The sequence below is a fragment of the Erysipelothrix piscisicarius genome (assembly GCF_003931795.1).
Taxonomy (GTDB): Bacteria; Bacillota_I; Bacilli_A; order Erysipelotrichales; family Erysipelotrichaceae; genus Erysipelothrix; species Erysipelothrix piscisicarius.
The window spans coordinates 1,079,711-1,101,683 of sequence record NZ_CP034234.1 but is presented as its reverse complement, the minus strand read 5'-3'; the positions used below and the strand labels follow the sequence as shown (position 1 = coordinate 1,101,683).

19 protein-coding genes and 1 pseudogene are annotated in these 21,973 nt (G+C 37.2%); 2 read left to right on the top strand and 18 right to left on the bottom strand.

What is annotated here, in order from left to right:
• Positions 1 to 47: 47 nt before the first annotated feature.
• The 9 genes and pseudogenes from EEI45_RS05560 to EEI45_RS05525 form a co-directional block, all read right to left on the bottom strand.
• A complete protein-coding gene (locus tag EEI45_RS05560) occupies positions 48 to 1,454 on the bottom strand; it encodes a sensor histidine kinase (protein WP_228410236.1) in 1,407 nt (468 codons plus the stop codon).
• Positions 1,438 to 2,106: a response regulator transcription factor gene (locus tag EEI45_RS05555; RefSeq protein ID WP_003773749.1), complete on the bottom strand. Its 669-nt coding sequence runs from the start codon at positions 2,104 to 2,106 to the stop codon at positions 1,438 to 1,440. The genes EEI45_RS05560 and EEI45_RS05555 overlap by 17 nt, the downstream gene beginning before the upstream one ends.
• 20 nt (positions 2,107 to 2,126) lie before the next feature.
• Positions 2,127 to 3,008, bottom strand: a complete 882-nt coding sequence (locus tag EEI45_RS09290; protein ID WP_228410235.1) for a helix-hairpin-helix domain-containing protein — start codon at positions 3,006 to 3,008, stop codon at positions 2,127 to 2,129.
• 11 nt (positions 3,009 to 3,019) lie between these two features.
• Positions 3,020 to 5,191, bottom strand: coding sequence for a DNA polymerase III subunit alpha (gene dnaE / locus EEI45_RS05550; RefSeq protein WP_228410234.1), 2,172 nt, complete (start codon positions 5,189 to 5,191; stop codon positions 3,020 to 3,022).
• Between the two features lie 39 nt (positions 5,192 to 5,230).
• Positions 5,231 to 6,154, bottom strand: coding sequence for a DHH family phosphoesterase (locus tag EEI45_RS05545; protein ID WP_125164460.1), 924 nt, complete (start codon positions 6,152 to 6,154; stop codon positions 5,231 to 5,233).
• Positions 6,141 to 7,343 carry an acetate/propionate family kinase gene (locus EEI45_RS05540; protein ID WP_125164459.1) on the bottom strand — a complete coding sequence of 401 codons (1,203 nt, stop codon included), beginning with the start codon at positions 7,341 to 7,343 and terminating at the stop codon, positions 6,141 to 6,143. The genes EEI45_RS05545 and EEI45_RS05540 overlap by 14 nt, the downstream gene beginning before the upstream one ends.
• Positions 7,336 to 7,653: a YlxM family DNA-binding protein gene (gene ylxM, locus EEI45_RS05535; protein WP_125164458.1), complete on the bottom strand. Its 318-nt coding sequence runs from the start codon at positions 7,651 to 7,653 to the stop codon at positions 7,336 to 7,338. Before ylxM ends, EEI45_RS05540 begins: the two co-directional genes overlap by 8 nt.
• Positions 7,643 to 8,605, bottom strand: a complete 963-nt coding sequence (ftsY, locus tag EEI45_RS05530) for a signal recognition particle-docking protein FtsY (protein WP_125164457.1) — start codon at positions 8,603 to 8,605, stop codon at positions 7,643 to 7,645. Before ftsY ends, ylxM begins: the two co-directional genes overlap by 11 nt.
• Positions 8,605 to 11,527: pseudogene (locus EEI45_RS05525) on the bottom strand (AAA family ATPase). Before EEI45_RS05525 ends, ftsY begins: the two are co-directional and overlap by 1 nt.
• Before the next feature lie 124 nt (positions 11,528 to 11,651).
• Here EEI45_RS05525 and EEI45_RS09285 point away from each other — a divergent pair.
• Both EEI45_RS09285 and EEI45_RS09280 read left to right on the top strand, forming a co-directional pair.
• A complete protein-coding gene (locus EEI45_RS09285; protein WP_228410233.1) occupies positions 11,652 to 11,933 on the top strand; it encodes a hypothetical protein in 282 nt (93 codons plus the stop codon).
• Positions 11,893 to 12,108, top strand: coding sequence for a hypothetical protein (locus tag EEI45_RS09280; protein ID WP_228410232.1), 216 nt, complete (start codon positions 11,893 to 11,895; stop codon positions 12,106 to 12,108). The genes EEI45_RS09285 and EEI45_RS09280 overlap by 41 nt, the downstream gene beginning before the upstream one ends.
• A 116-nt stretch (positions 12,109 to 12,224) precedes the next feature.
• Here the strand turns inward: EEI45_RS09280 and EEI45_RS05515 are convergent, their stop codons facing one another.
• From EEI45_RS05515 to parE, 9 genes are all read right to left on the bottom strand, one after another.
• Entirely contained in the window at positions 12,225 to 12,902 is a 678-nt protein-coding gene (locus EEI45_RS05515; RefSeq protein ID WP_125164456.1) for a 5'-methylthioadenosine/adenosylhomocysteine nucleosidase, read from the bottom strand.
• Complete coding sequence (locus tag EEI45_RS05510; protein WP_125164455.1) at positions 12,899 to 13,570, bottom strand: class I SAM-dependent methyltransferase; 672 nt, start codon at positions 13,568 to 13,570, stop codon at positions 12,899 to 12,901. Before EEI45_RS05510 ends, EEI45_RS05515 begins: the two co-directional genes overlap by 4 nt.
• Positions 13,551 to 13,889: a ribosome silencing factor gene (gene rsfS, locus EEI45_RS05505; RefSeq protein ID WP_125164454.1), complete on the bottom strand. Its 339-nt coding sequence runs from the start codon at positions 13,887 to 13,889 to the stop codon at positions 13,551 to 13,553. The genes EEI45_RS05510 and rsfS overlap by 20 nt, the downstream gene beginning before the upstream one ends.
• Complete coding sequence (gene nadD / locus EEI45_RS05500) at positions 13,882 to 14,892, bottom strand: nicotinate (nicotinamide) nucleotide adenylyltransferase (RefSeq protein ID WP_125164453.1); 1,011 nt, start codon at positions 14,890 to 14,892, stop codon at positions 13,882 to 13,884. Before nadD ends, rsfS begins: the two co-directional genes overlap by 8 nt.
• A complete protein-coding gene (locus tag EEI45_RS05495; RefSeq protein ID WP_125164452.1) occupies positions 14,889 to 15,173 on the bottom strand; it encodes a YhbY family RNA-binding protein in 285 nt (94 codons plus the stop codon). Before EEI45_RS05495 ends, nadD begins: the two co-directional genes overlap by 4 nt.
• Positions 15,173 to 16,195 carry a GTPase gene (locus EEI45_RS05490; RefSeq protein WP_125164451.1) on the bottom strand — a complete coding sequence of 341 codons (1,023 nt, stop codon included), beginning with the start codon at positions 16,193 to 16,195 and terminating at the stop codon, positions 15,173 to 15,175. Before EEI45_RS05490 ends, EEI45_RS05495 begins: the two co-directional genes overlap by 1 nt.
• On the bottom strand, positions 16,185 to 17,489 hold the full coding sequence (purB, locus tag EEI45_RS05485; RefSeq protein ID WP_125164450.1) for an adenylosuccinate lyase: 1,305 nt from the start codon (positions 17,487 to 17,489) through the stop codon (positions 16,185 to 16,187). Before purB ends, EEI45_RS05490 begins: the two co-directional genes overlap by 11 nt.
• A 100-nt stretch (positions 17,490 to 17,589) precedes the next feature.
• Complete coding sequence (gene parC / locus EEI45_RS05480; protein WP_125164449.1) at positions 17,590 to 20,058, bottom strand: DNA topoisomerase IV subunit A; 2,469 nt, start codon at positions 20,056 to 20,058, stop codon at positions 17,590 to 17,592.
• Entirely contained in the window at positions 20,048 to 21,958 is a 1,911-nt protein-coding gene (gene parE, locus EEI45_RS05475) for a DNA topoisomerase IV subunit B (RefSeq protein WP_125164448.1), read from the bottom strand. Before parE ends, parC begins: the two co-directional genes overlap by 11 nt.
• Positions 21,959 to 21,973 lie beyond the last annotated feature (15 nt).

The following is a 21,973-nucleotide window of genomic DNA, read 5'->3' as shown; positions in this document are numbered from 1 at the left end:
TTTACTTGTCTACTTTTAGTTTACTACTCCAGGTTAAACCTAACTTTTTAATTTGCTTTTTTTACAGAATAATAGAACGAAGTTCCCGAACCTAATTCCGATTCAACCCAATATTTTGATCCACTGGCATCACAAATCGCTTTAACGATGGATAACCCCAGCCCACTGCTTGATCCACTACGTTGGTAGTTTTTATCAATCTTATAGTACCGATCCCAAATATGATCAATAATATCAGGGCTAATTCCAATTCCGTGGTCTGTAACGGAAACGACAACAAAATCCCCTTCAACTTCTGCTTTAATGATGATTAAATTATCTTCACCAACATATTTGGTAGCGTTATTAATATAATTATAGAGAACCTGACCCATTTTAATTTCATCCGCTATCACCATTAAGTTAGGATCACAATGAACTTCAAATTGTAAATCCATTGCTAAAAACAAATGGGTGGTGCTGCGAATTTGTTGTAACATAAAATACTCAGTTTCTTTAATATCGAATACATTGGCTTCATATTTTGACAAGGTTAACATATCATTTACAAGACGTTCCAAATGATTAACCTCATCCACAATAACATGAAGATGCTGTTCACGCATCTCTGGATTATCGCCGGAGATATCTTGAATCATCTCTGCATATGCTTTTATCATGGTTAAAGGTGTTTTGATATCATGAGAGACATTGGCGACTAGGTCTCTTCGTAATTCATCGGTTTTACGAAACTCTTGGGTTGCATAATTCAATGTGCTTGCCAAAGTTTCAACTTCAGAATAATCATCCCCTTCAAAATCTACTGATAAATCGCCATCCGCCAACTTTTTAGCACTGTTGGTAATTTTTGTAATTGGACTTGATAGTCGCTTCGATAAGATAAAAGCAACAATTGTCGCAACGCTAAATACTACAAGTGCTAGCAATCCAAATTGTCTTTTTAAAACAAATACCGTTGAATCTAAAAGTTTTATCGGAGAAATAACAAAAATGTAATTCGGTTTCCCATTTATGAGTGTACTTCTCCCATAAAAATACATTCCTTGCTCATGGATTCCATTATTAAAATTAATCGAAAAATCATGTGTAGAAGCATTATCAGCCATAATCATATACTCTTTCATCGTAGAATTTTTTAGATTGTTTAACTGACAAGGAATATTGGGGTTCTCACCAATATAAGTACGAACCCCAATATCGTTATAAATACTAATACACATGTTTTCAGTTGCAAGAATTTTTCCTGTTGCTTCTTCGACTATCGAAATATCCGATCGTTCTAACAACCGTTCAATCTCTGTGACCTTCATTTGGATCGTCTGAGATCGATTACGCTCGTAATATGGTCCTATAAATGAAATCTGTAACATCCATAAAAATAACAGCATAATTCCTGTTAATAATAGGAAGTAGAACCAAATACGAAAGGCCATATTTTTAGTTGTTGATTTCAAACTTGTAGCCTGTTCCACGTACCGTTACGATATAGTCACGATACGGACCTAAGTTTTGTCTTAACATTTTAATATGAGTATCGACGGTACGATAGTCACCATAATAATTATAATTCCATACTTTGTCTAACAATACATCACGCGAAAGCGCTTGATCTTTGTGCTGAATGAGAAAGACCAATAGGTCAAACTCTTTAGGGGTGACATTAATTCTTTCACCATCGATAATTAAGTTACGGCCTGTAATATCCACTTCAAGACCACCAAATGAATAAACACTGTGTTTCATTCCTTTAGCGCGTTCACTTACCGCTTTGATTCGAGCCATTAATTCCTTTGGCGAAAACGGTTTGGTGACATAGTCATCAATTCCCAATTCAAAACCAAGAAGCTTATCGAACTCCTCTTGACGTGCAGATAACATAATTATCGGAACATCTTTGATTTTCTTTATTTCACGACATGCAGTAAAACCATCAAGATTTGGCATCATGATGTCCAATACAACAACATCATAGTCATTGCTTTTGACCATTTCTATTGCTTCAGCTCCATCGGACGCCTCATCACATAATAAACCCGTCGCCTTTGCATATTCCTTGGCAACTTCTCTAATTTTCTCTTCATCATCTACAATCAAAAATCTAACCATGTGAATTCACCTCTTTCATTTTATGATTCGTGAAATTCCGGATTTGAATCAAATCGGTACATATCCATTATGATCAAAGAGCCCGGTTCACGCATCTGCCCCTTCACTAAGACAAGTGCTCCTATTTCTAGGTTCACTTTTATTTTATCATATACTGACGGAAATACCACTCCATCAATCAAACCTGTATCATCACTTAATTGAATAAAGGCCATTTGGTCCCCTTTTTTGGTTCGATGGAGCTTTATCCGATCAACCATTGCGATGATTCTGAAATATTTATCACGAACTTTAACATCAATGACTGAGTCCGCTTCATGTTTCTGTTTTAAGCGTAATGTTGGATGCTCACTAAAGTAAAAGCCCAAAACAAGCAGTTCATCATTGAGAACCTGTCGCCGATTTTCAGTTACCATTGTAAAGATTGGTTCACTGATTAAATCCATATTCAAGGATGATTGACCATCTTTCTCAACTCGAATGATGTTCGCATAGCGTAACGCTTCTTCAAGAGATGCAATCATACTCAAACGATCAGGATTTAAATAGTCAAACGCACCTGCTTGAATCAATAACTCAAACTGATTTTTCTTGATGCCCACTAAATTGAGTCTGCTAATTGCGTTGTAGTAACTCAAATATGGCCCATTTTTATTTACTTCAGTGCTTATTCTAGCCCCGATACTTTTACTAATACCTTTAATAACGGTAAATGGCAAGCGAATCGCAAATCCCTCAAGTGTATAATGATTAGTGCTTTGTTCCAAGTTAACCGGTCGTAACTCAACCTTCCTACGACGACATTCATCAATATATTGTCGTGTTTTAACCTCACTTCCAATCACACTGGTGAGTAAATAAGTATAGAATAAATGCGGATAATTTGCTTTTAAATAAGACAATTGATAGGCGATTAAACCATATGCAACCGAATGAGATTTATTAAATCCATAATTCGCAAATTTATAGATAAGCGCAAAAAGCTCTTGCGCAAAACATTACTATGACCTTTATCGATACATCCTTGAACAAACTCCGCTTTTAAACCATCAAGTTCTTTAGCATCTTTCTTACTCATTGCTTTACGTAAAATATCCGCTCGAGCTAAACTGAATCCCGCCATAATTTGAGCAACTTGCATAATCTGCTCTTGATAAATCAGAATCCCATTGGTACTTTCCGTAATTTTTTTTAAGTCCTCATGAATATACTTGACGTTTTGGGGATGCGCACGATTTTCGAGGTACAATGGAATATTTTCCATAGGTCCCGGTCTAAACAGTGCAATGGTATCTACAATATCACTAAACTTATACGGTTTCACTTTTTTTAACAATGCTTTCATCCCATCGGATTCAAGTTGAAACACCCCAACCGTTTCTGCCCGTGAAATTAAATCGTAAGTTTTTTTATCGTCAAGAGGAATTGCCATAATGTCAAATCGCTCCTGTTCATTAATTTGACGACTGATATTGTCAATAATCGTCAAATTTCTGAGTCCCAGAAAATCTATCTTCACAAGACCAATTGACTCAAGACGACTCATATCATATTGGACCGCTTTGGTCTCTGAGTCTAATTGAATAATAGGGACCACATTTTCAAGTGGTTTTTTACTCAACACAATTCCAGCAGCATGGGTCGACGTATGTCGTGGCATACCTTCAAGACTACACGCAAGCTCAAACGTTTTGGTTAAGATATTCTCAGATTGTAGAAGCGATCTAAATCGACTGTTCTGATTGTAATTTTGACGCAAATCTAAAAGTGGATCAATAAGTTTTGAAACTTGATCAACCTTACGAATTGGAACTTGCAATACTCGAGCTGTATCCCGAAACGCTTGCCGCGCCTTGAGTGTCCCAAATGTCACAATATGAGCAACATAATTATCACCATATTTTTCCCTTACGTAATCAATTACAAATTGCCGCTTATCATCTGGAAAATCTATATCAATGTCGGGCATTGATACACGTTCAGGGTTTAAAAATCGTTCAAATAACAAATCATACTCAATCGGATCAATTTCAACGATACCTAAACAATAGGCAACAAGGGAACCCGCAGAACTCCCACGACCTGGTCCTACATAAATCCCCTCTTTTTTCGCATAGCGAATCACGTCATAGACGATTAAGAAGTAATCTGTAAAATTCATGTCATTGATAATTTTCAACTCATAGTCCAAACGTTCCTGGTATTTCACAGGTACAGATTGATTTAATCTGCGCTTCAAGCCAAAATGACTCAACTGTTCTAAATAAATCTTATTACTTACATCTTGATGCGTTTCAAACTCCGGTAATTCTGTTGTCAAATCAAGGATCGATACATGACACATTTCCGCGATGGCATTAGTAAGTTCAATTTCAGATTCCTGATAAAGCACCGTAAAATCATCACACGTCGTAAAATGCCGATTCGGGGAAGAAACAAGCGTTTTATCTTCTAAATAAGTTCCTTTATCGATTGCTTGCAAAGCTCGAAAGGCTTCCTCATCATCTTTATTTTCGTAATATACTTTTGGAAGCGCAACACAGTCAATCCCTCTTAAAGCCGCCATTTGACGAAGTTGATCGTTAACAGTTGCAAAAAAACCGGACTCTTGATGTGATAATCCAATATAGAAATGCGAAAACGAAGCGTTGAGTCGTTCCATTACGATTGCAACATCATCCAAATCTTTACCGAGCATCCCTTTTTCAAAGGGCCCTTGTTCGGAGTATGCAATGAACACTAAATCGGATTGAAAAGGAATCACATCCGCCTCCGATACACATTCTTGTTGTGAAAGAAGATAGGATAAGTGAATAAGCCCTTGATACCCCTCATTCGTACGTGCGAGAACGAGTGAATCATATTGAAAATCATCAGCATCAATCGTAATTTCCATACCGAAAATCGGTTTAAGATTACGTTTTTGTGCTTCTACATAAAAATCAAGTGCACCAAAAAGAACATGCCGATCAGTCAGGGCGATGCTCTTCATACCAAATTCTTTTGTTTTTTCGCAGATTAAGTCTACAGACATCATTCCTTTTAAGAGCGAATAATGACTGCGAACCATTAAATGTGTCGCCATTTTGCCACCTCTATCATTATTATACATGAAAAAACATCGCTATAATAGCGATGTTTCTGCCAATTCTTGAATAAGTGATTCCATCGTTTGATAGGTCAAACCTTTAATACCACAAGCAAGACGATGTCCACCACCGTTATAGCGTTGTGCAATGGTATTAATTGTATTATTTTGAGATCTTAACGATGCTTTAAACGTTCCATCTTCAGTTTGGATAAACAATCCCCAAATTTTAAACTCACGCACACCTGCCATTGAACCTGTAAACATTTTCGCATCAGACTCAGTAATTCCCATTTGATCACGCAATGCTTGGTCAATGATAACATATGCAAAAGCATCTTTTACTTGGATATGATTTTGAATCTCGCGATTGATTTCAAAATTTCTGCGCGTACGCAGGAAAAGCGCATGATTAAGTTTTGTAATGTTCGCCCCTTCATCCATAAGCCAAGCTGCTGCACGGAGTGTTTTAGAAGAAGTTGTTTCAATTGAGAACTTTTGTGTGTCGGTCAAAATACCCGAAAGAAGCGTATTAGCAATCGTTTCATCCATGTTCATCTGAAGTTCTCGCAATAAATCCGCGACAATTTCACAAACGCTGCCTCGACTCGAATCCACGATTTGTAAATCACCATAAATATCTACTTCTGGATGGTGATCAATCTTAATAATCGCTTTTGCCTCTTGAAAACGTTGATCATCGATACGTTCTTGATTTGCGCTATCTAAAACAATCGCTAAAAACGAGCCAAGATTTTCTACCTGATCCATGGCTTCATAAATCGTAAAATTATGGAGATCGCTTCCTAACATTAAGATTTCCTTATCAGGATAGTTTAACTTCAACCATTTTGCCAGACCAACCTGGGAACCTAAAGCATCCCCATCTGGTTGGACATGGCGAAATAAGCAAATCTTATCATAAGATTCGACATATTCTTGAAATTTAGTTTTGTTCATTATGAATTCTGTAAGCGTCTGTTGCGATTACGAGTTCTTCATTTGTTGGACAAACCCAAATATCCATTGAAGAAGCATCGGTACTCAATTTAACTTCCTTACCACGTGTTTTACTATTTAATTCACGGTCATAATCAAGTTTTAATCCTGGTTGTAACACATCTAAAATTGCTTCACGTGTTCCTGTATCGTTTTCTCCAAGACCCGCTGTAAAGACAAGACCATCAACATGACCTAATTGAAGTGCATAAGCACCCACATATTGTAATACACGTTGTGCATACATCTTACGTGTTAAAATTGCACGTTCATTGCCGTCATCAATACCGTTTTCGATATCACGAGCATCACTTGAAATCCCACTAATTCCAGCCATTCCAGATTTTTTGTTGAAAATATCTAAAACTTCTTCGGCTGTAATATCAAGCTTACGCATTAAATAAGTCACGATTGCAGGATCTAAATCACCTGTACGTGTACCCATCATGAGTCCTGCTAATGGTGTGAAACCCATTGATGTATTAACACATTTTCCGCCTTCAACTGCAGAAATCGAAGCACCATTACCTAAGTGAAGTGCAATTAAGTTAACATCTTCAACGTTTTTACCCATTAATTCTGCTGTGCGTTGTGCAACATATTCATGAGAAATACCATGTGCACCATAACGACGAACCGCTAAATCGCTGTAGTATTCGTATGGTAATGCATACATAAACACTTCTTCAGGCATTGTTTGGTGGAATGCTGTATCAAATGCGAAAATATGTGTAGCATTTGGTAACGCTTCTTTAAATGCGCGATAACCAATAAGGTTTGCTGGATTATGTAAAGGAGCTAAATCAGCAAGTTCTTCAACTTGCGCTACAGACACTTCATCACATAATGCACTCCCTTGGAAATACTCACCACCATGAACAACACGGTGACCCGCTGCAACGATTTCTGATAAATCAGAAACAATATTTTTTTCGACAAGACCTTTTAATACAAGATCTACCGCTACATGGTGATCTGGAATATTTAAAGTATCTGTATCTTTTTGATCGTTATATTTAAATGTGATAATTCCATCATTTAAACCAATACGCTCAACAATACCACTTGTAAGCACTTCTGCTTCTGGCATTTCTAATAATTGAAATTTCAATGAACTACTTCCGGCATTTACCGCTAAAACTTTACTCATAATTTCCTCCTCTATTGAAATCATCTAAGATTCTATTGACTTCCCCATCCCCTAGGGCATAAAGTTTATCAAATAATTTTTGATAGGATGTCGCAACTCCCAACTTCTGCTCATACTCTTCGAGTAATTTGGTTGTTCGATTTAAGTTATCATAAACAGCCGAACGACTAATATTAAGGATATCCGCAATTTCTTGATATGACAAGTCATCTTGGTAATAATATTGAAAAACTTGTATTTGTTTTTCTGTTAACAAACTTTCGTAGTAATCAAAAAGCCGATTTAATTCGATTGCTTTCTCAATGCTCATGGTTATCATTCACAAGATGATAGAGATAACTCTCGATATCGAACGCTCTTAAATCGCTGACCGATTCACCCAAACCAATATGACTTACCTTTAAATCCAATTCATCTTTGATACTTATCAGAACCCCACCTTTAGGTGAACCATCCAGTTTCGTAACGATTAAGGAATCAACGGGCGTGACCTCAGTAAACATTTTCGCTTGAGATAATCCATTTTGTCCGGTATTACCATCAATCACTAGGTAGGTATGATCAATACTTCCCACTTCACGCTCTAAAACACGCTTCATTTTTTCGAGTTCTTTCATAAGGTTTACTTTATTTTGTAAGCGACCTGCACTATCACAAATCATGACATCAAAATCATGTTCCTTGGCATACCGCGCTGCATCAACATAGACCGATGCCGGATCTTGATTATCCTTACCGCCAATAAAATCAACACCAAGCTCATCAGCCCATACTTTTAGTTGGTTACTTCCAGCTGCTCTAAAACTATCTCCACCTACCAACAATACTTTATGACCTTCTTGTTGATAGTTATACGCCAATTTTGCGCAAGTCGTCGTTTTTCCCGAACCATTCACACCCACAACAAGAATTGCATTGAGGCGTCCTGGTTCAATGGCATATGGTTCCAAATTATCCCCATACTGTCTTAAAATCACTTCCACAAGCGTTTCCAAAGCTTCTTCTTCTTCACTCATCGAAGTTTTCACATTTTTTCGAAATGTTTTAATAATTTTTTGAGCGCTTTTTAAAGATACATCACTTTGAATCAAAACCGCTAAAAGATGATCATACCAAGCATCATCAAACTTAGGTTTACCTGTAAACATTTGTTTAAGCTTATTACCAAAAGATGCTTTGGTTGAATCCAACCCGGTGGAATAAAGTGCTTGTTCTTTTTGATCTTTTTTATTTGATTTTTTAAACATATCAAAAAATCCCATTATACTTCCTCCTTTAATTCAATTGCCTCATCCAAACGTACACGCAACATGGATGAAACACCACGTGTCGGCATGGTTACACCATACAAGACATCACATTGTGCCATCGTTCCCGATCTATGCGTAATTACTAAGAATTGGGTGTCATCACTGAAATCTTTGATATAGTTTGCAAGACGCTCAACATTTGCTTGGTCCAGCGCAGCTTCAACCTCATCAAAATACATAATGGGACATGTCGTGCTTTTAATATCGCAAACAAAACTGAAATTGCGATTAAACTCTTTTCGCCTCCTGAAAACAGACGAATATTTTGAACCGATTTCCCTGGTGGCTGTACATCAATATCGATTCCGGTATTTAGAAGATCATCTTCATCTTCCAACACAAGTTTCGCCTTCCCTCCACCAAACAAAGCACCAAATACTGAACCCAACTCCCCGTTAATCTTATCAAACATTTCTTTAAATTGTTTAACCATGATTTGATCCATCTCTTCGATGACACTAAGAAGTTTATCACGAGAAGAAATAAGATCATCGAGCTGTTTCGTTAGAAATTCATGACGTTCAAACGCTTCTTGATATTCTTCTGGGGCTTCAAGGTTAACATTTCCCAATGCAGCAATTTCGCCGCGCAGCTTAAGAACTTCATCACGACCGTTTGCAGCCGATTCATCATAAATATTTTCAAGCGCATATTCAAAGGTCATTTGATACTCACTTGATAAACGTTCAAGATTTGATTCAAGTCGTGTTGCATTCTTGGTATCACTCAAATTCACTTCATGTTTTTCTTGCGTCAATTTATTTAACTCACTTCGATATTGACGCATCAAGACTTCTTTACGTTGAACATCATTCCCAAGTGCCAAACGACGTTCGCGAATCAAGGCAAGATTAGAACTTAACTCATCACGCTCCATATAAGCACGATTAAGCTTTCCTACAACTTCGTCAACAACATCCTCGGTCATAAACTCATCATTTGGATTTATTTCTTCATACTCTTGTTGTAAACGCTCATACTTCGATCGTTTGACATCAAGCAATGGTTCCAATTGCGCTAAAGCAATTCGGCGTTGCATTAAGATGTCGTTCGTTTCTTTGATCGTTGTTTGCAACATTCGCACTTCGTTTTCCGAGAATACAATTCGATCTTTAAGCTTTGTGATTTCTTCTTCTAAAGATTCCTTGTCACGTTTAAGCGTCAACATGGACTGTTGGTTATTTCTAGTCTTACCACCCGACATTGTTCCACCACGATGCATAACATCCCCATCAAGCGTGACAATTTTATAGGAATGGTGTAATTGTTTCGCAAGACGGTTAGCATCTTCAATTGTGGATACGACAAGAACATTGCCCAGCAAACTCTCTTTAAGATTTCAAATACCGGATCATTGGATACAAAATCTGAAGCAACACCCATAAATCCTGGAGCATGTTCACAAACCGTTAAGGCATCATCCGCAACAGAACGTGATTTACATGATGTAAGAGGAATAAAAGTTGCTCTCCCTGACATATTTTTCTTTAAAAAGTTAATCGCATTCACTGCCGCTTTATCATTCTCAGTAACAATATGAACCATCGAACCAGCCAAAGCCGTTGTGATGGCGACTTCCAAACCGTCTTTAGGGGTAAAAACATTCCCCACAGCATCAAGAACCCCAAAAAGCGATGCTTTGTTATTCATAACAGCTTGAACACCTGCTTGAGATTCAAAAGGGCGTTCCAATCGATGCACCACAAGTTCCAATCTGTTTTTTAATTGGTTTAGAGATGACAACAACGTATTCAGGGATTGTTGTTTATCTGCAAGTTCTCGATTTTTTTCATACGTTGTTTCAGTTAACAATTCCACTTCAGCATTTAGTTTCTGATGACGTTCTTTACGTTCATCATATTCCAACTTCGCATCATTCATAGCAGCAAAGAGTTCTTGTGCCTTTGCTTGTTTATCGCCGACTTCCAATGTGTACTTACGGCGTTCATCAATTTCAACTTTTCGCGTTTCTAAGATACCAATCTCACGGACAAATTGCATAACCTTTTCTTGCCCTTTAACGATATCTTGATCCATCTTAAAAATTTCTTGACGTTTCTCTTGGAGTTCATGACCATAGACGCCAATATTTGTTTCTAAGGTTGCAATCTCCGATTCTAAACGATAGGTATCGTTTTTATTTGAATTAATAAGTTCTTCCAGTTCTTTGATCTCTCGACAGATAACTGAAACTTCAATCGATTCAAGCAACGCTTTTTTTTCTTTATATTGTTCTGCCTTTTTAGCAGCACGTTTCAATGAACTAACCTGACGTGTTATCTCATCCACAATATCTTGCATACGATCAACATTTTCCTTTGTGCGTTCAAGTTTATTGATGGATTCAATTTTACGTTTTTTATATTTGGAGACACCAGCTGCCTCTTCAAAAATCACACGACGTTCAATAGGTTTTGCTTCGGCAAAATAACTAATTGTCCCTTGCGAGATGATGGATAATGAATCTCTACCCAAACCCGTATCCATTACTAAATCATGAACATCGCGTAATCGACATGGAACTTTATTGATTAAATATTCAGACTCACGAGTATCCCGATAGAGTCTTCGTGTTACTTCTAATTCTTCATAATCACTGTTTAAAGGCCGTGCTTCATTATCGAAGACTAAAGTAACTTCCGCAAGATTGACCTTCCGGCGCGTTTCAGACCCATTAAAAATAACATCAGTCATACTCGAGCCACGCATTGATTTTACGGACTGTTCGCCTAAAACCCAACGTATCGCATCACTAATGTTACTTTTACCACATCCATTTGGACCTACAATACCCGTAACGGCATCATCAAAATTTATAACTACTTTATCCGCAAAGGATTTAAAACCCTGCATTTCTATCTTTTTGAGGAACATAGAAACCCCCATTCTCATATGAACTTATTATACCGTAATATGATGAAACATGAAAGATGTATCCTACAATTTGATTTTCTCTGAACAAAGTGCTATTCTTTTATTGGCTACGTTAGGAGGAAATATGCGAAAACGAATTATTCTAATTGCGTTTACTGCAGTTGCACTCGTTTCATTATTTGTCGTTTTATACGATCAATTCAAACCAAAAACAAGTGCTCTAACGCTGAGTACCGGTATGCCTAAAAGCGAAACGGTTATTAAACTTAATGAAATTCAGTCATTTTTAAATGATAATCCAGGACAACACGTATTCTTACTAAAAGATGGTAATTCCGACTCTGATTATGTTGAAGATGCATTACTTGCCTTTAACAACAGAACAAGAAGTACGTCCCACACCTGAAATTACAACGATTGATATGTCTGATGCTCAAAACATCTCAGTAACACGCTTAAAACAATTATTGGGTGTTGAGAAATATCCTGCATTTGTCGTAATTGAAGCTAAAAAGGATAAAGTTGATGTTAAGTCAACACTTGTATTTAAACAAGATAATCCTTTACAAGCGATGATTTAAAACATGGTTCTTCGATAACGGTCTTTGGACTGGTCCTTATGGAATCGAAAGCAAAAAATCATAAACTATCTTACGATAGCAATCAAAAAGTACGAGATGATCTCGTACTTTTTCTTTTACAAATTCAGAATAAATTGTTGGCACAACATCGCACTCACTTTACTTGCAAGAGGTAAGTGCTGTTCAAAATCGAGATCATTTTCAGGATCATGTGTAACATCAGAGAGCCCTCTTAAAACGATAAATGGTGTTTGACTTCGATAACACACATGAGCAATCGCAGTCGCTTCCATTTCGACACAAATTGCATCTGAGAAATGTTTTTGGATGTTAAGGAAAGCTTGTGATGATTTTGTCACAAATTGATCTCCCGAAACGATTAATCCAACATGGAAACGTTTTCCCATGCTTTCAAGAGTTTCTTTTGCAATTTGGAAAAGATTTGAATCTGTTTTAAAAATAAAGCGTGGGTCCGTGTCGGTTCCCGGTCCAATATCCAAATCGTGATATTGAAGATGTGTTGCCACAACCATATCACCATGCTTTTGATCAGCTTTTAATCCACCGGCACTTCCAATATTCAAGACAAGATGCGGATTGTATATGCCTATCAAACAAGAAGCAGTGTAAGCAGCATTAACCTTACCAACACCACTTTGTGCAACAACCACTTCTTGACGAGACAAGACACCCATATAAACATCAATACCGGCAACATTGCTCGATGTTACCCCCGACATAAGTGACGTCAATGCTTGAACTTCTTCTTGCATCGCACCAATAATGAGAATCATAAGCGCTCCTTTGTAATGACAAGCATTACTTTCTCACCCTCATCACAAATCCCCTTGTGATTAAAGTCCGTATATATTTTTACAGAATAACCATGTTTTTCATACGCATCAATTAAAATTTGTGGATCAAATACCCATTGATAAACACTGTCAAAGGTTCCATCTAAAAAATTAATGACATGAACTAAATGAGATCCATCCACTTCAATTTGGTATGCATAATCAAAGGTATCGGTTGACCCTTCTTCATAGTAATCATCGGCAAATTCATTTAAGCGATAGGGATGGTGACAATCCAAAATAATATTGGATGATAAAGCAACGCTTCGCTCAACAAAGTTTAATAAATCTTCTTCAGTTAATATGTAATTAAGACTGTCTCCAACACAAATAAGTGTGTCATACGTTTTTTGATCTTCATACGTAAGAAAATCACCTTGAACCATTTTATTGGCTAATTCAGGATACTTTTCATACCCTAACGCGAGCATGGAATCATCGAGGTCAACACCCTTAACATCAAAATAATCATCAAGTTCATGAAGCAAATCACCCGTTCCACATGCCATTTCTAAAAGGGTATTACCAACAGCATGTTTTTGAACAAACGCTTTGTATAACTGAGTACCTTCTTTTGAGGAAAAAAGACTATCGTAATACGTTTTCATCAATATAGTCCTGATAGAGTTTTTCTAAGTTGTAGTGGCCACGTTCCACAGTTAAAAACAGGTGAACTACTACATCGTATGCATCAATAAGAATCCAGGTTGAACCATGTTGACGTTCAATACTGCGAATTTTATATCCTTCTTTTTCAATCGCTTCTTCAACAAACTCAGCAATAGCATTAAGTTGGCGAACGCTTGGTGCATCCGCAATTACAAAATAGTCACATAATGGATTTTCTCGTTTAAAATCAACTGTAACAATGTCATTTGCTTTTTTTTCGTCAATTGTTTTCACAATTACATCTAATAAATTATTCATTATTTCTCCTTAGATAGGCACCTTGTGCCCTTTTCACTTCTTGAAATCCTTCAACTAAATTACGTTTTGATAAAGATATTAAAGGTTCACTGTCATAGCCTCTGCCTCGTTCACATTTATCAGCAATATATAAAATAATTCCAATTTTATGAGTCGAAGCACCATTAACATGTCCTCTAACAGCATTTAATACTTGTTTATCTCGCACATAGTATTTTTTTGATAATTCTGACGCTGCCGCAAAACCATGATAAAATGCAGAATGCAAATCGATATGATGGGGAAACGTTGCCTTCATGATGTTAAGTAAGATTTCATCAGAATCTTCTTTACACAAATCATGAATCATACATGCGAGCGCAACGCGATGCGCATCAACATGATGTACAGCTGCAATTTCTAATGCGAGATCTTTTACTCTTAATACATGTTCATATCGTCGCATTGACACACGATTCCGTAAAATTTCGTCGAGATATAAACCACGTTCCGTCATGTATTGAAGGACGCATGGTGCCGTCTTGGTAATGAAACCTTTTCGAATTTCAGTCGAACTTATCGGTAGAACTGGACCGATGACACGTGGAAATTGCGTATCAACATTTGAATCGCGTGAATAAATGACGAATTGTACCTGTTGACGTAGTTCGTCAAATGCCTTCCATTGATTTAAAGTCGGCAGTTGATCTGAACCAATTAACCACTCAAATTCACAATCATTATACTGGGCTTTTAATACCCTTACGGTATCGATTGAGTACGAGGGTAAAGGCATTCTCGATTCTAGATCAAGAACCTTCATTTTTTTAAAAGGTCGAGTCATCAACTTCACCATCTCAAATCGATGATGGAATGCGGAACTTCCTTCTTTAAACGGATTTTGTGCACTGACAATAAACCAAAGCTCATCCGCATTACGTTGTTTTAGGGCGTGCTTCGCCATCGTTAAATGGCCATCATGAATGGGGTCAAAACTCCCGCCAAACAAGATTATTTTTCTCAAACTTTAATTCGTCCGTTTTTACTGTAACGATAGAAAACTGCAACGCGCCCTATTTTACTTACTAAATCACAACTAAATCGATCTTCAAATGCTTCAATTGCTTCTAAAATTGTAACATCTGAATTTTTTTGAATACTTACCTTCACAAGATTGTGAGCTAACATGGATGTCTCAAACGTTTCATAAACAGTTTCAGTTAATCCATTTTTTCCAATAAATACAGTTGTTTTTTCTTCATGAGAAATACGTTTTAATTCTTTTTTTTGATCTTTACTTAACATTAAATGATCGCCTTTCTGATTACGACTTCCGCTTCTTTATCGAAACGAGTCTCTAATTCTTTTAACTCACCTTGAATACTGATAAATCCAACATCGAAAATTTCAATATCAATGTGCTTATCCGTTACCGGCCATTTTTTCTTACGGTATGAAGGATTTTGAATCATAAAATCATGGTCCAATTCAAAATTTGCTTCCAACCGTTCCGGTTTTATCCGTTTCAGCTCGAATGGAAGATATGAAACAACGTGAACGTGTGACTTAGGAGTAACCGTGATTGCCCCAAGATTCCCCAGTAAAATCGTTTGTTTTTCATATAATTGATATACAGCAGGTTTCAGTGTTTTTTGTGGCGCTAACATCACCAAGTTCTCATCTGTAAACTTAGAGAGCAATTCAGTTTCATTGCTTAATCCCGGTGTATCGTAAACATCGTAATGTTCCGTTTCAATATGTAACACATCCGCAGTTGTGGATGCAACCGGCGATACCGATAAATCGTTTTTTCCCATTAATGCATTGAGTAAAGAAGACTTCCCTGCATTGACACATCCTACAAACGCACACGGAGCATCCTCCAAGTATGGTGTCAACGCTTCAAGTGTATTCTTTTTCAAGGCTGAAACATAAACAACATCCATCAACGATACATCTTCATTTTTCAGTGCACGCATAATTGCATTTGTAAGTTTGTTGTTTGAAACAGACTTCGGTAAAAGATCACGCTTATTCACGACAAGCACAACACTTTTATTTCTTAATGCACGAAGCAACCCTGTGTGCATACTTTGATTTAAATGCATAATATCTAAAACCCATAGAATATGGCCATCAAAACGCTCAATAAACTCAAGCGTCGTTCCATCATTAACATCAGCTTTAACACGTTTAAAATCGCGATAATGCTTTAAACGAAAACATGATTGACAATAATCATTCTCAATTGATTTCGCGTAACCACGTCCCATTGCATCTTCAGTTTGTAAGACTGAACCACAACCAACGCATTTTTTATTTTCCATATATATTTACCCTTTCAAAAATGGTATCAACTCTTCTTAAGAAGTAGTTTAAATCAAAACACTCTTTTAATTGATCTTCAGTCATCAATGTTAAAACATTCTCATTTTTAAGAAGCACATCCAAAAACGATGTATGCGTATTGTATGCTTCCATTGCAAGTGGCTGTATTAAATCATACGCCGCTTCTCGACTTAATCCCTCGCTATCAATCAATGTTGTCATTACACGTTGTGCAAAAATAACACCGTGTGTCAAGTTGATATTATCCATCATTTTGTCTTCATAAACAACTAAATTCGCAACAATTCGTGTAAATCGATGCAACATATAATCCAATAAGGTGATTGCATCCGGGAAAATGATACGTTCCGCACTGGAATGTGAAATATCACGCTCATGCCATAATGCGACGTTTTCGAAGGATGTCATCATATAGCCACGTATCACACGTGCACAACCCGCCATGTTTTCACTGCTGATTGGATTTCGTTTATGAGGCATCGCAGAAGATCCTTTTTGACCTTTATTAAAGAATTCTTCCAATTCACCAACTTCTGTTCGTTGAAGGTGTCGGATTTCTGTTGCAATTTTTTCAATGCTTGTCGCAATTAATGCCAGTGTCGACATATAGAATGCATGGCGATCTCGCTGAAGTACCTGGGTTGATATATTTGTGGACGTAATGCCTAATTGCGCACATACATAATCTTGTACATAAGGATCTGTATTCGCAAAATTTCCAACAGCACCACTAATTTTACCTGCTTCTAAATCTTTACGTGCACTTTGAAAGCGCGTTAAATTTCGATTCATCTCATCATACCAAAGCGCAAACTTTAAGCCAAAACTTGTAATATCAGCATGAATTCCATGCGTACGTCCTATGCATGGAGTATCTTTATAGCGAATGGCTTGTTGTCTTAAAACCTCAATAAAATCAATAAGACCGTGTTCCAGGATATCATTTGCTTGCTTATAAATATATCCATATGCCGTATCAACAACATCAGTACTCGTTAAGCCGTAATGAACCCATCGTTTTTCATCACCCAGTGTCTCACTTACGGCTCTGGTAAATGCGACAACATCATGACGTGTTTCCGCTTCAATTTCATAAATTCGATTGATATCAAAGGAAGCATTTTCTTGTAATGCTTTTAAATCATTATCAGGAACAACGCCCAATTGATTGAATGCCTCTGCAGCATGGATCTCAACTTTTAGCCACGCTTCAAAACGAAATTGATCATTAAATATTGTTTTCATTACATCTCTTGAATACCGATTAATCATAAAACCTCCTAATTGAAATAATAAAGTCTGGAAGTATACAACCGCCAGACTTGGTTTTGTAAGGTCGAACGTAATAACTCTACCCTACAATTATACATAATTATAAATCAAGTTTCAAAGGTTCATCAATGCTTTTCGCCTCTGATTTAGGAAACGCAACCTTTACAACATGAACAAGCGGTCTCAGTATTGAGAAATCTTTTTCATCCGTAACCGTTGAGAATGTTGCATCTGATGACATAATAGGCACATCTTTAATTGAAATAATTGATGTATGGTCATTATATATTAAGATATGATCTTGTATATTACCCACAAAAACTTCACCTAAATAGTGCGGATTGCTCTTAACCGTTTTCACAATTGAAGTCCCTTGAGTTGCACGGTTATTGATTGCAATATCTTGCGCCTTAATACGTTTCATTTGGAATCGGTCTGATACGAAAACAACGTCACTTTCATCCGATAATCCTATTGTCGAGACAATGCGATCATTTAATTTGAGTTTCATTCCAATAACACCTTTAGCACGCAAACCAATTGGATTAATTTCTGAGAGATCAAGGCGCATGCATTGTCCTTCTTTACTTACAAGTAGTAAATGATCTTCATTCGAAGTAATGACAGCACCCACCAACTCATCATGTTTCCCTAACTTCATGACATCGTAAAGTCGATTTGTACGCTTAACTTCAAGTTCTGAAATGGCTGTTTTCTTCACCATACCCGATGCTGTTGATGTCACGATAAATTGATAGGTATCAAACGATTTTAATGTAAAGACACTGATGATTTTTTCATTTGGATCACATTTCATGTATTGGTTAATGTGTGAACCGGTATCACGCCAACGAGCCTCATCAATTTCGTGCACAAGAATCATGCCATAACGACCTTTAGACGTTACAAAGACGAGATAATCGGTTGTTTCTACTTCTGAACTAAATACTGGCATGTCTTCATCCATAAGTGCTATCACATCTTTTTGACTTGAACCGTATGAACGTAATGATACTTTCTTGAGATATCCATCACGCGAGACGGTAACCATAACCGCTTCATTTGTAATAAGACTGAGGTGATCGACCTCAAGTTCTGAAATCTCCGCTTCTATTGATGATTTGCGTGGCGTATCAAAAGTTTCTTTGATTTCCATGAATTCTTTAACAATAAGATTGTTTAACATATCGATATTGTTAATGACTAAATCGAGATATTCTAATTCATTTGCCAGTTTTGCGAATTCATCGCGAAGGGCATTAATGTCCGTTGAAGATAAACGATACAGTTGTAAATCAACGATTGCGGTTGCTTGCGCTTCGGTAAATCCAAACTCGGCCATGATATTATTGCGTGATTCAGAGCGGTTATTTGAACGACGAATGACTGCAATAATCTCATCAAGTATTGATGTTGCTTTCATTAACCCTTCAAGAATATGTAATCGTTTTTCTTTTTGTTCATAACGATATTTACTACGGTTAAGCACAACTTCTTGTCTAAATTTTAAGTAGGCATCAAGAATTTCTAAAAGACCACAAACCTGTGGACGTTGATCAACAATCGCAACCATATTCGCATTGTAATAAACTTGTAATTCCGTGTATTTATAGAAAAGATTGAGAATGCTTTCTACATTAGCATCACGTTTACAGTCAATGACGATCCGTAACCCTGTACGATCGGATTCATCACGGACATCCATCACATCACCAAATCCCTCACTGGCTTTAGTAAAACGCAATTCGTCAATTTTACGAACAACATTAGACTTAATCACTTCATAAGGTAATGCGGTAATAACAATTTGCTTCATGCTTTTATTTTCTACGATATCTGCCTTAGCGCGAACTACAATGCGTCCTTTTCCTTTACGAATAATATCTTCAATTCCATCTCTACCCTGAATAATGGCACCTGTTGGAAAATCAGGACCTTGAACCATAGTCATGATTTCATCTACACCGCACTCTGGATTATGTAAGCGATAAATTGAAGCATCCATAATTTCATTAAGGTTGAATGGCGGTATATTGGTTGCATATCCAGCCGCAATCCCTGTCGAACCATTCACAAGAAGGTTTGGATATCGTGCTGGTAAAACGGAAGGCTCAGTCGTCATATCATCAAAGTTTAGTACAAAAGGGACGACGTCTTCATCAATGTTTTCAAGAAGTTTTTGAGACAATTTTGAAATACGAGCTTCTGTATATCGCATCGCCGCTGCGGGATCATCATCAATACTACCATTATTTCCTTGCATATCAATCAAGGGCATATTCATCTTCCATGATTGAGACATTCGAACCATTGCTTCATAAACTGAACTATCTCCATGAGGATGATAATTACCAATAACAAGACCCACTGTTTTTGCGGATTTTCGATATGGTTTATCATAGAAGTTTTTATCATGATACATCGCATATAAAATACGACGTTGTACAGGTTTTAATCCATCACGCACATCTGGGAGCGCACGTTCTTGAATAATGTATTTAGAATACCGGCCAAAGCGTTCACCAACGATGTCTTCGATCGGTAATTTAATTAATGAATCATGCGACATGTGGATCCTCCTCTAACGTAAATGCGACATTTTGTTCTATCCAATCGCGACGAACATCAACCTTGTCACCCATAAGTACGGAGACACGTTTATCAGCGACTAAAAAGTCATCGATTTGAACTTGAATTAACGAACGGCTCGCTGGATCCATCGTGGTTTCCCAAAGTTGATCCGCATTCATTTCCCCGAGCCCTTTATAGCGTTGAAGTTCAACCTTACCATACTGTTTACGGTATGCATCCAATTCCTCTTCAGTATAAGCGTAATGGACATTTTTACCGGATTTAACACGGTAAAGCGGCGGTTGCGCAATATAAACATACCCTGCCTCAACAAGCGGACGCATGTGTCTAAAGAAAAAGGTTAAAAGCAGCACTTGAATATGAGCACCATCTGTATCCGCATCGGTCATAATAATGATTTTATTATAGTTACAATCTTTTAACTCAAAATCTTTCCCAACACCAGCACCCACACAATGAATAATTGTATTTAATTCTTCATTTTTGAGAATATCTTCAAATTTTGCCTTTTGCGTATTTAAAACCTTACCACGCAACGGTAGAATCGCTTGGAATTTACTATCACGTCCTTGCTTAGCACTACCACCCGCTGAATCCCCTTCGACTAAATACAATTCATTCTTGTTTTTATTTCGCGTTTGAGCATTCGCAAGCTTTCCTGACAAAATACGTTCAATCTTATTTCGTTTTCCATTTCGTGCCTGTTCACGTGCTTTACGAGCCGCTAAACGGGCATGCGAAGCTTTTTGAATTTTAGTGATGATCTTTGTAGCTTCTTCATGATGAACATCCAAGTAGTAAGGTAACTGCTCTGAGATTACCGCATCAACAACACCTTTTGCGGCAGGCGTTCCTAATTTCCCTTTTGTTTGTCCTTCAAATTGAAGAAGATTCTCAGGAATACTTACTGATAGAATGACAGAAAGCCCTTCACGAACATCATTTCCTTCAAAATTCTTTTCTTTTTCCTTTAAAAGGTTATGTTTACGAGCCCATTCATTGATGACTTTCGTAAATCCAGAACGAAAACCTGCAACATGAGTCCCTCCATCATGGGTTCGAACCAAGTTAACGTATGAATAGGTGTCTTCGTTATAGCCTTCATTATATTGCAATGCAATTTGAACTGAAATTCCTTGATCAGAACCATTTAGTAAAATAACATCATTTAATACTTCTTGATCTTCATGAATATACTCCATAAAGGCCTCAAGTCCTTTTTCATAACGATATTCTCGTGTGATATTGACACGCTCGTCCGTAACAATAAACTGAATCCCTTGTAGTAAAAATGCGCTCTCTTGAACACGTTCACAAATGGTATCAAAACTAAATTTTGAATTTTTAAAAATAGTTGGATCAGCTTTAAAACGAACGCGACTTCCAATCGGACCCCGATCACTTGTTTTTTTAAGGGGTTCGATTTCTTTACCACCATTTCTAAACGTCATATTATAAGTTCCGTCTTTACGGAATACACTTACATTAACTTCTTCACTCAACGCATTTACAACAGATGCACCAACTCCGTGAAGACCTCCACTTGTTTTGTATCCACCTGCCTCTGAAAATTTTCCGCCGGCATGAAGCACAGTAAAAATGACCTGCAATGCACTAACACCACTTGTGTGAGTTTCAATCGGCATTCCTCGACCCTCATCTCGGATCGAAACAGTCATATCATCTTCTATATTTAAACGGATTGTCGTTCCGAAACCATTAAGCGCTTCGTCAATCGCATTATCCATAATTTCCCATACTAAATGATGCAAACCACGTGAATCGGTAGATCCAATGTACATCCCAGGGCGTTTTCTTACAGCTTCAAGACCTTCTAAAATTTCAATACTTGAAGCTGAATAATTTTGTGTACTCAAGCTCTCCAACTCCTC

What these genes read in the sequence shown, in the direction of transcription:
- EEI45_RS09285 (WP_228410233.1), top strand. Translation starts at nt 11,652, where the DNA reads ATGCGAAAACGAATTATTCTAATTGCGTTTACTGCAGTTGCACTCGTT.
- parC (WP_125164449.1), bottom strand. Translation starts at nt 20,058, where the DNA reads ATGTCGCATGATTCATTAATTAAATTACCGATCGAAGACATCGTTGGT.
- EEI45_RS05545 (WP_125164460.1), bottom strand. Translation starts at nt 6,154, where the DNA reads ATGAACAAAACTAAATTTCAAGAATATGTCGAATCTTATGATAAGATT.
- EEI45_RS05510 (WP_125164455.1), bottom strand. Translation starts at nt 13,570, where the DNA reads ATGAAAACGTATTACGATAGTCTTTTTTCCTCAAAAGAAGGTACTCAG.
- rsfS (WP_125164454.1), bottom strand. Translation starts at nt 13,889, where the DNA reads ATGAATAATTTATTAGATGTAATTGTGAAAACAATTGACGAAAAAAAA.
- ylxM (WP_125164458.1), bottom strand. Translation starts at nt 7,653, where the DNA reads ATGAGCATTGAGAAAGCAATCGAATTAAATCGGCTTTTTGATTACTAC.
- purB (WP_125164450.1), bottom strand. Translation starts at nt 17,489, where the DNA reads ATGATTAATCGGTATTCAAGAGATGTAATGAAAACAATATTTAATGAT.
- EEI45_RS05490 (WP_125164451.1), bottom strand. Translation starts at nt 16,195, where the DNA reads ATGGAAAATAAAAAATGCGTTGGTTGTGGTTCAGTCTTACAAACTGAA.
- ftsY (WP_125164457.1), bottom strand. Translation starts at nt 8,605, where the DNA reads ATGGGATTTTTTGATATGTTTAAAAAATCAAATAAAAAAGATCAAAAA.
- EEI45_RS05555 (WP_003773749.1), bottom strand. Translation starts at nt 2,106, where the DNA reads ATGGTTAGATTTTTGATTGTAGATGATGAAGAGAAAATTAGAGAAGTT.
- dnaE (WP_228410234.1), bottom strand. Translation starts at nt 5,191, where the DNA reads ATGGCGACACATTTAATGGTTCGCAGTCATTATTCGCTCTTAAAAGGA.
- EEI45_RS05495 (WP_125164452.1), bottom strand. Translation starts at nt 15,173, where the DNA reads ATGTTAAGTAAAGATCAAAAAAAAGAATTAAAACGTATTTCTCATGAA.
- EEI45_RS05515 (WP_125164456.1), bottom strand. Translation starts at nt 12,902, where the DNA reads ATGATTCTCATTATTGGTGCGATGCAAGAAGAAGTTCAAGCATTGACG.
- EEI45_RS05540 (WP_125164459.1), bottom strand. Translation starts at nt 7,343, where the DNA reads ATGAGTAAAGTTTTAGCGGTAAATGCCGGAAGTAGTTCATTGAAATTT.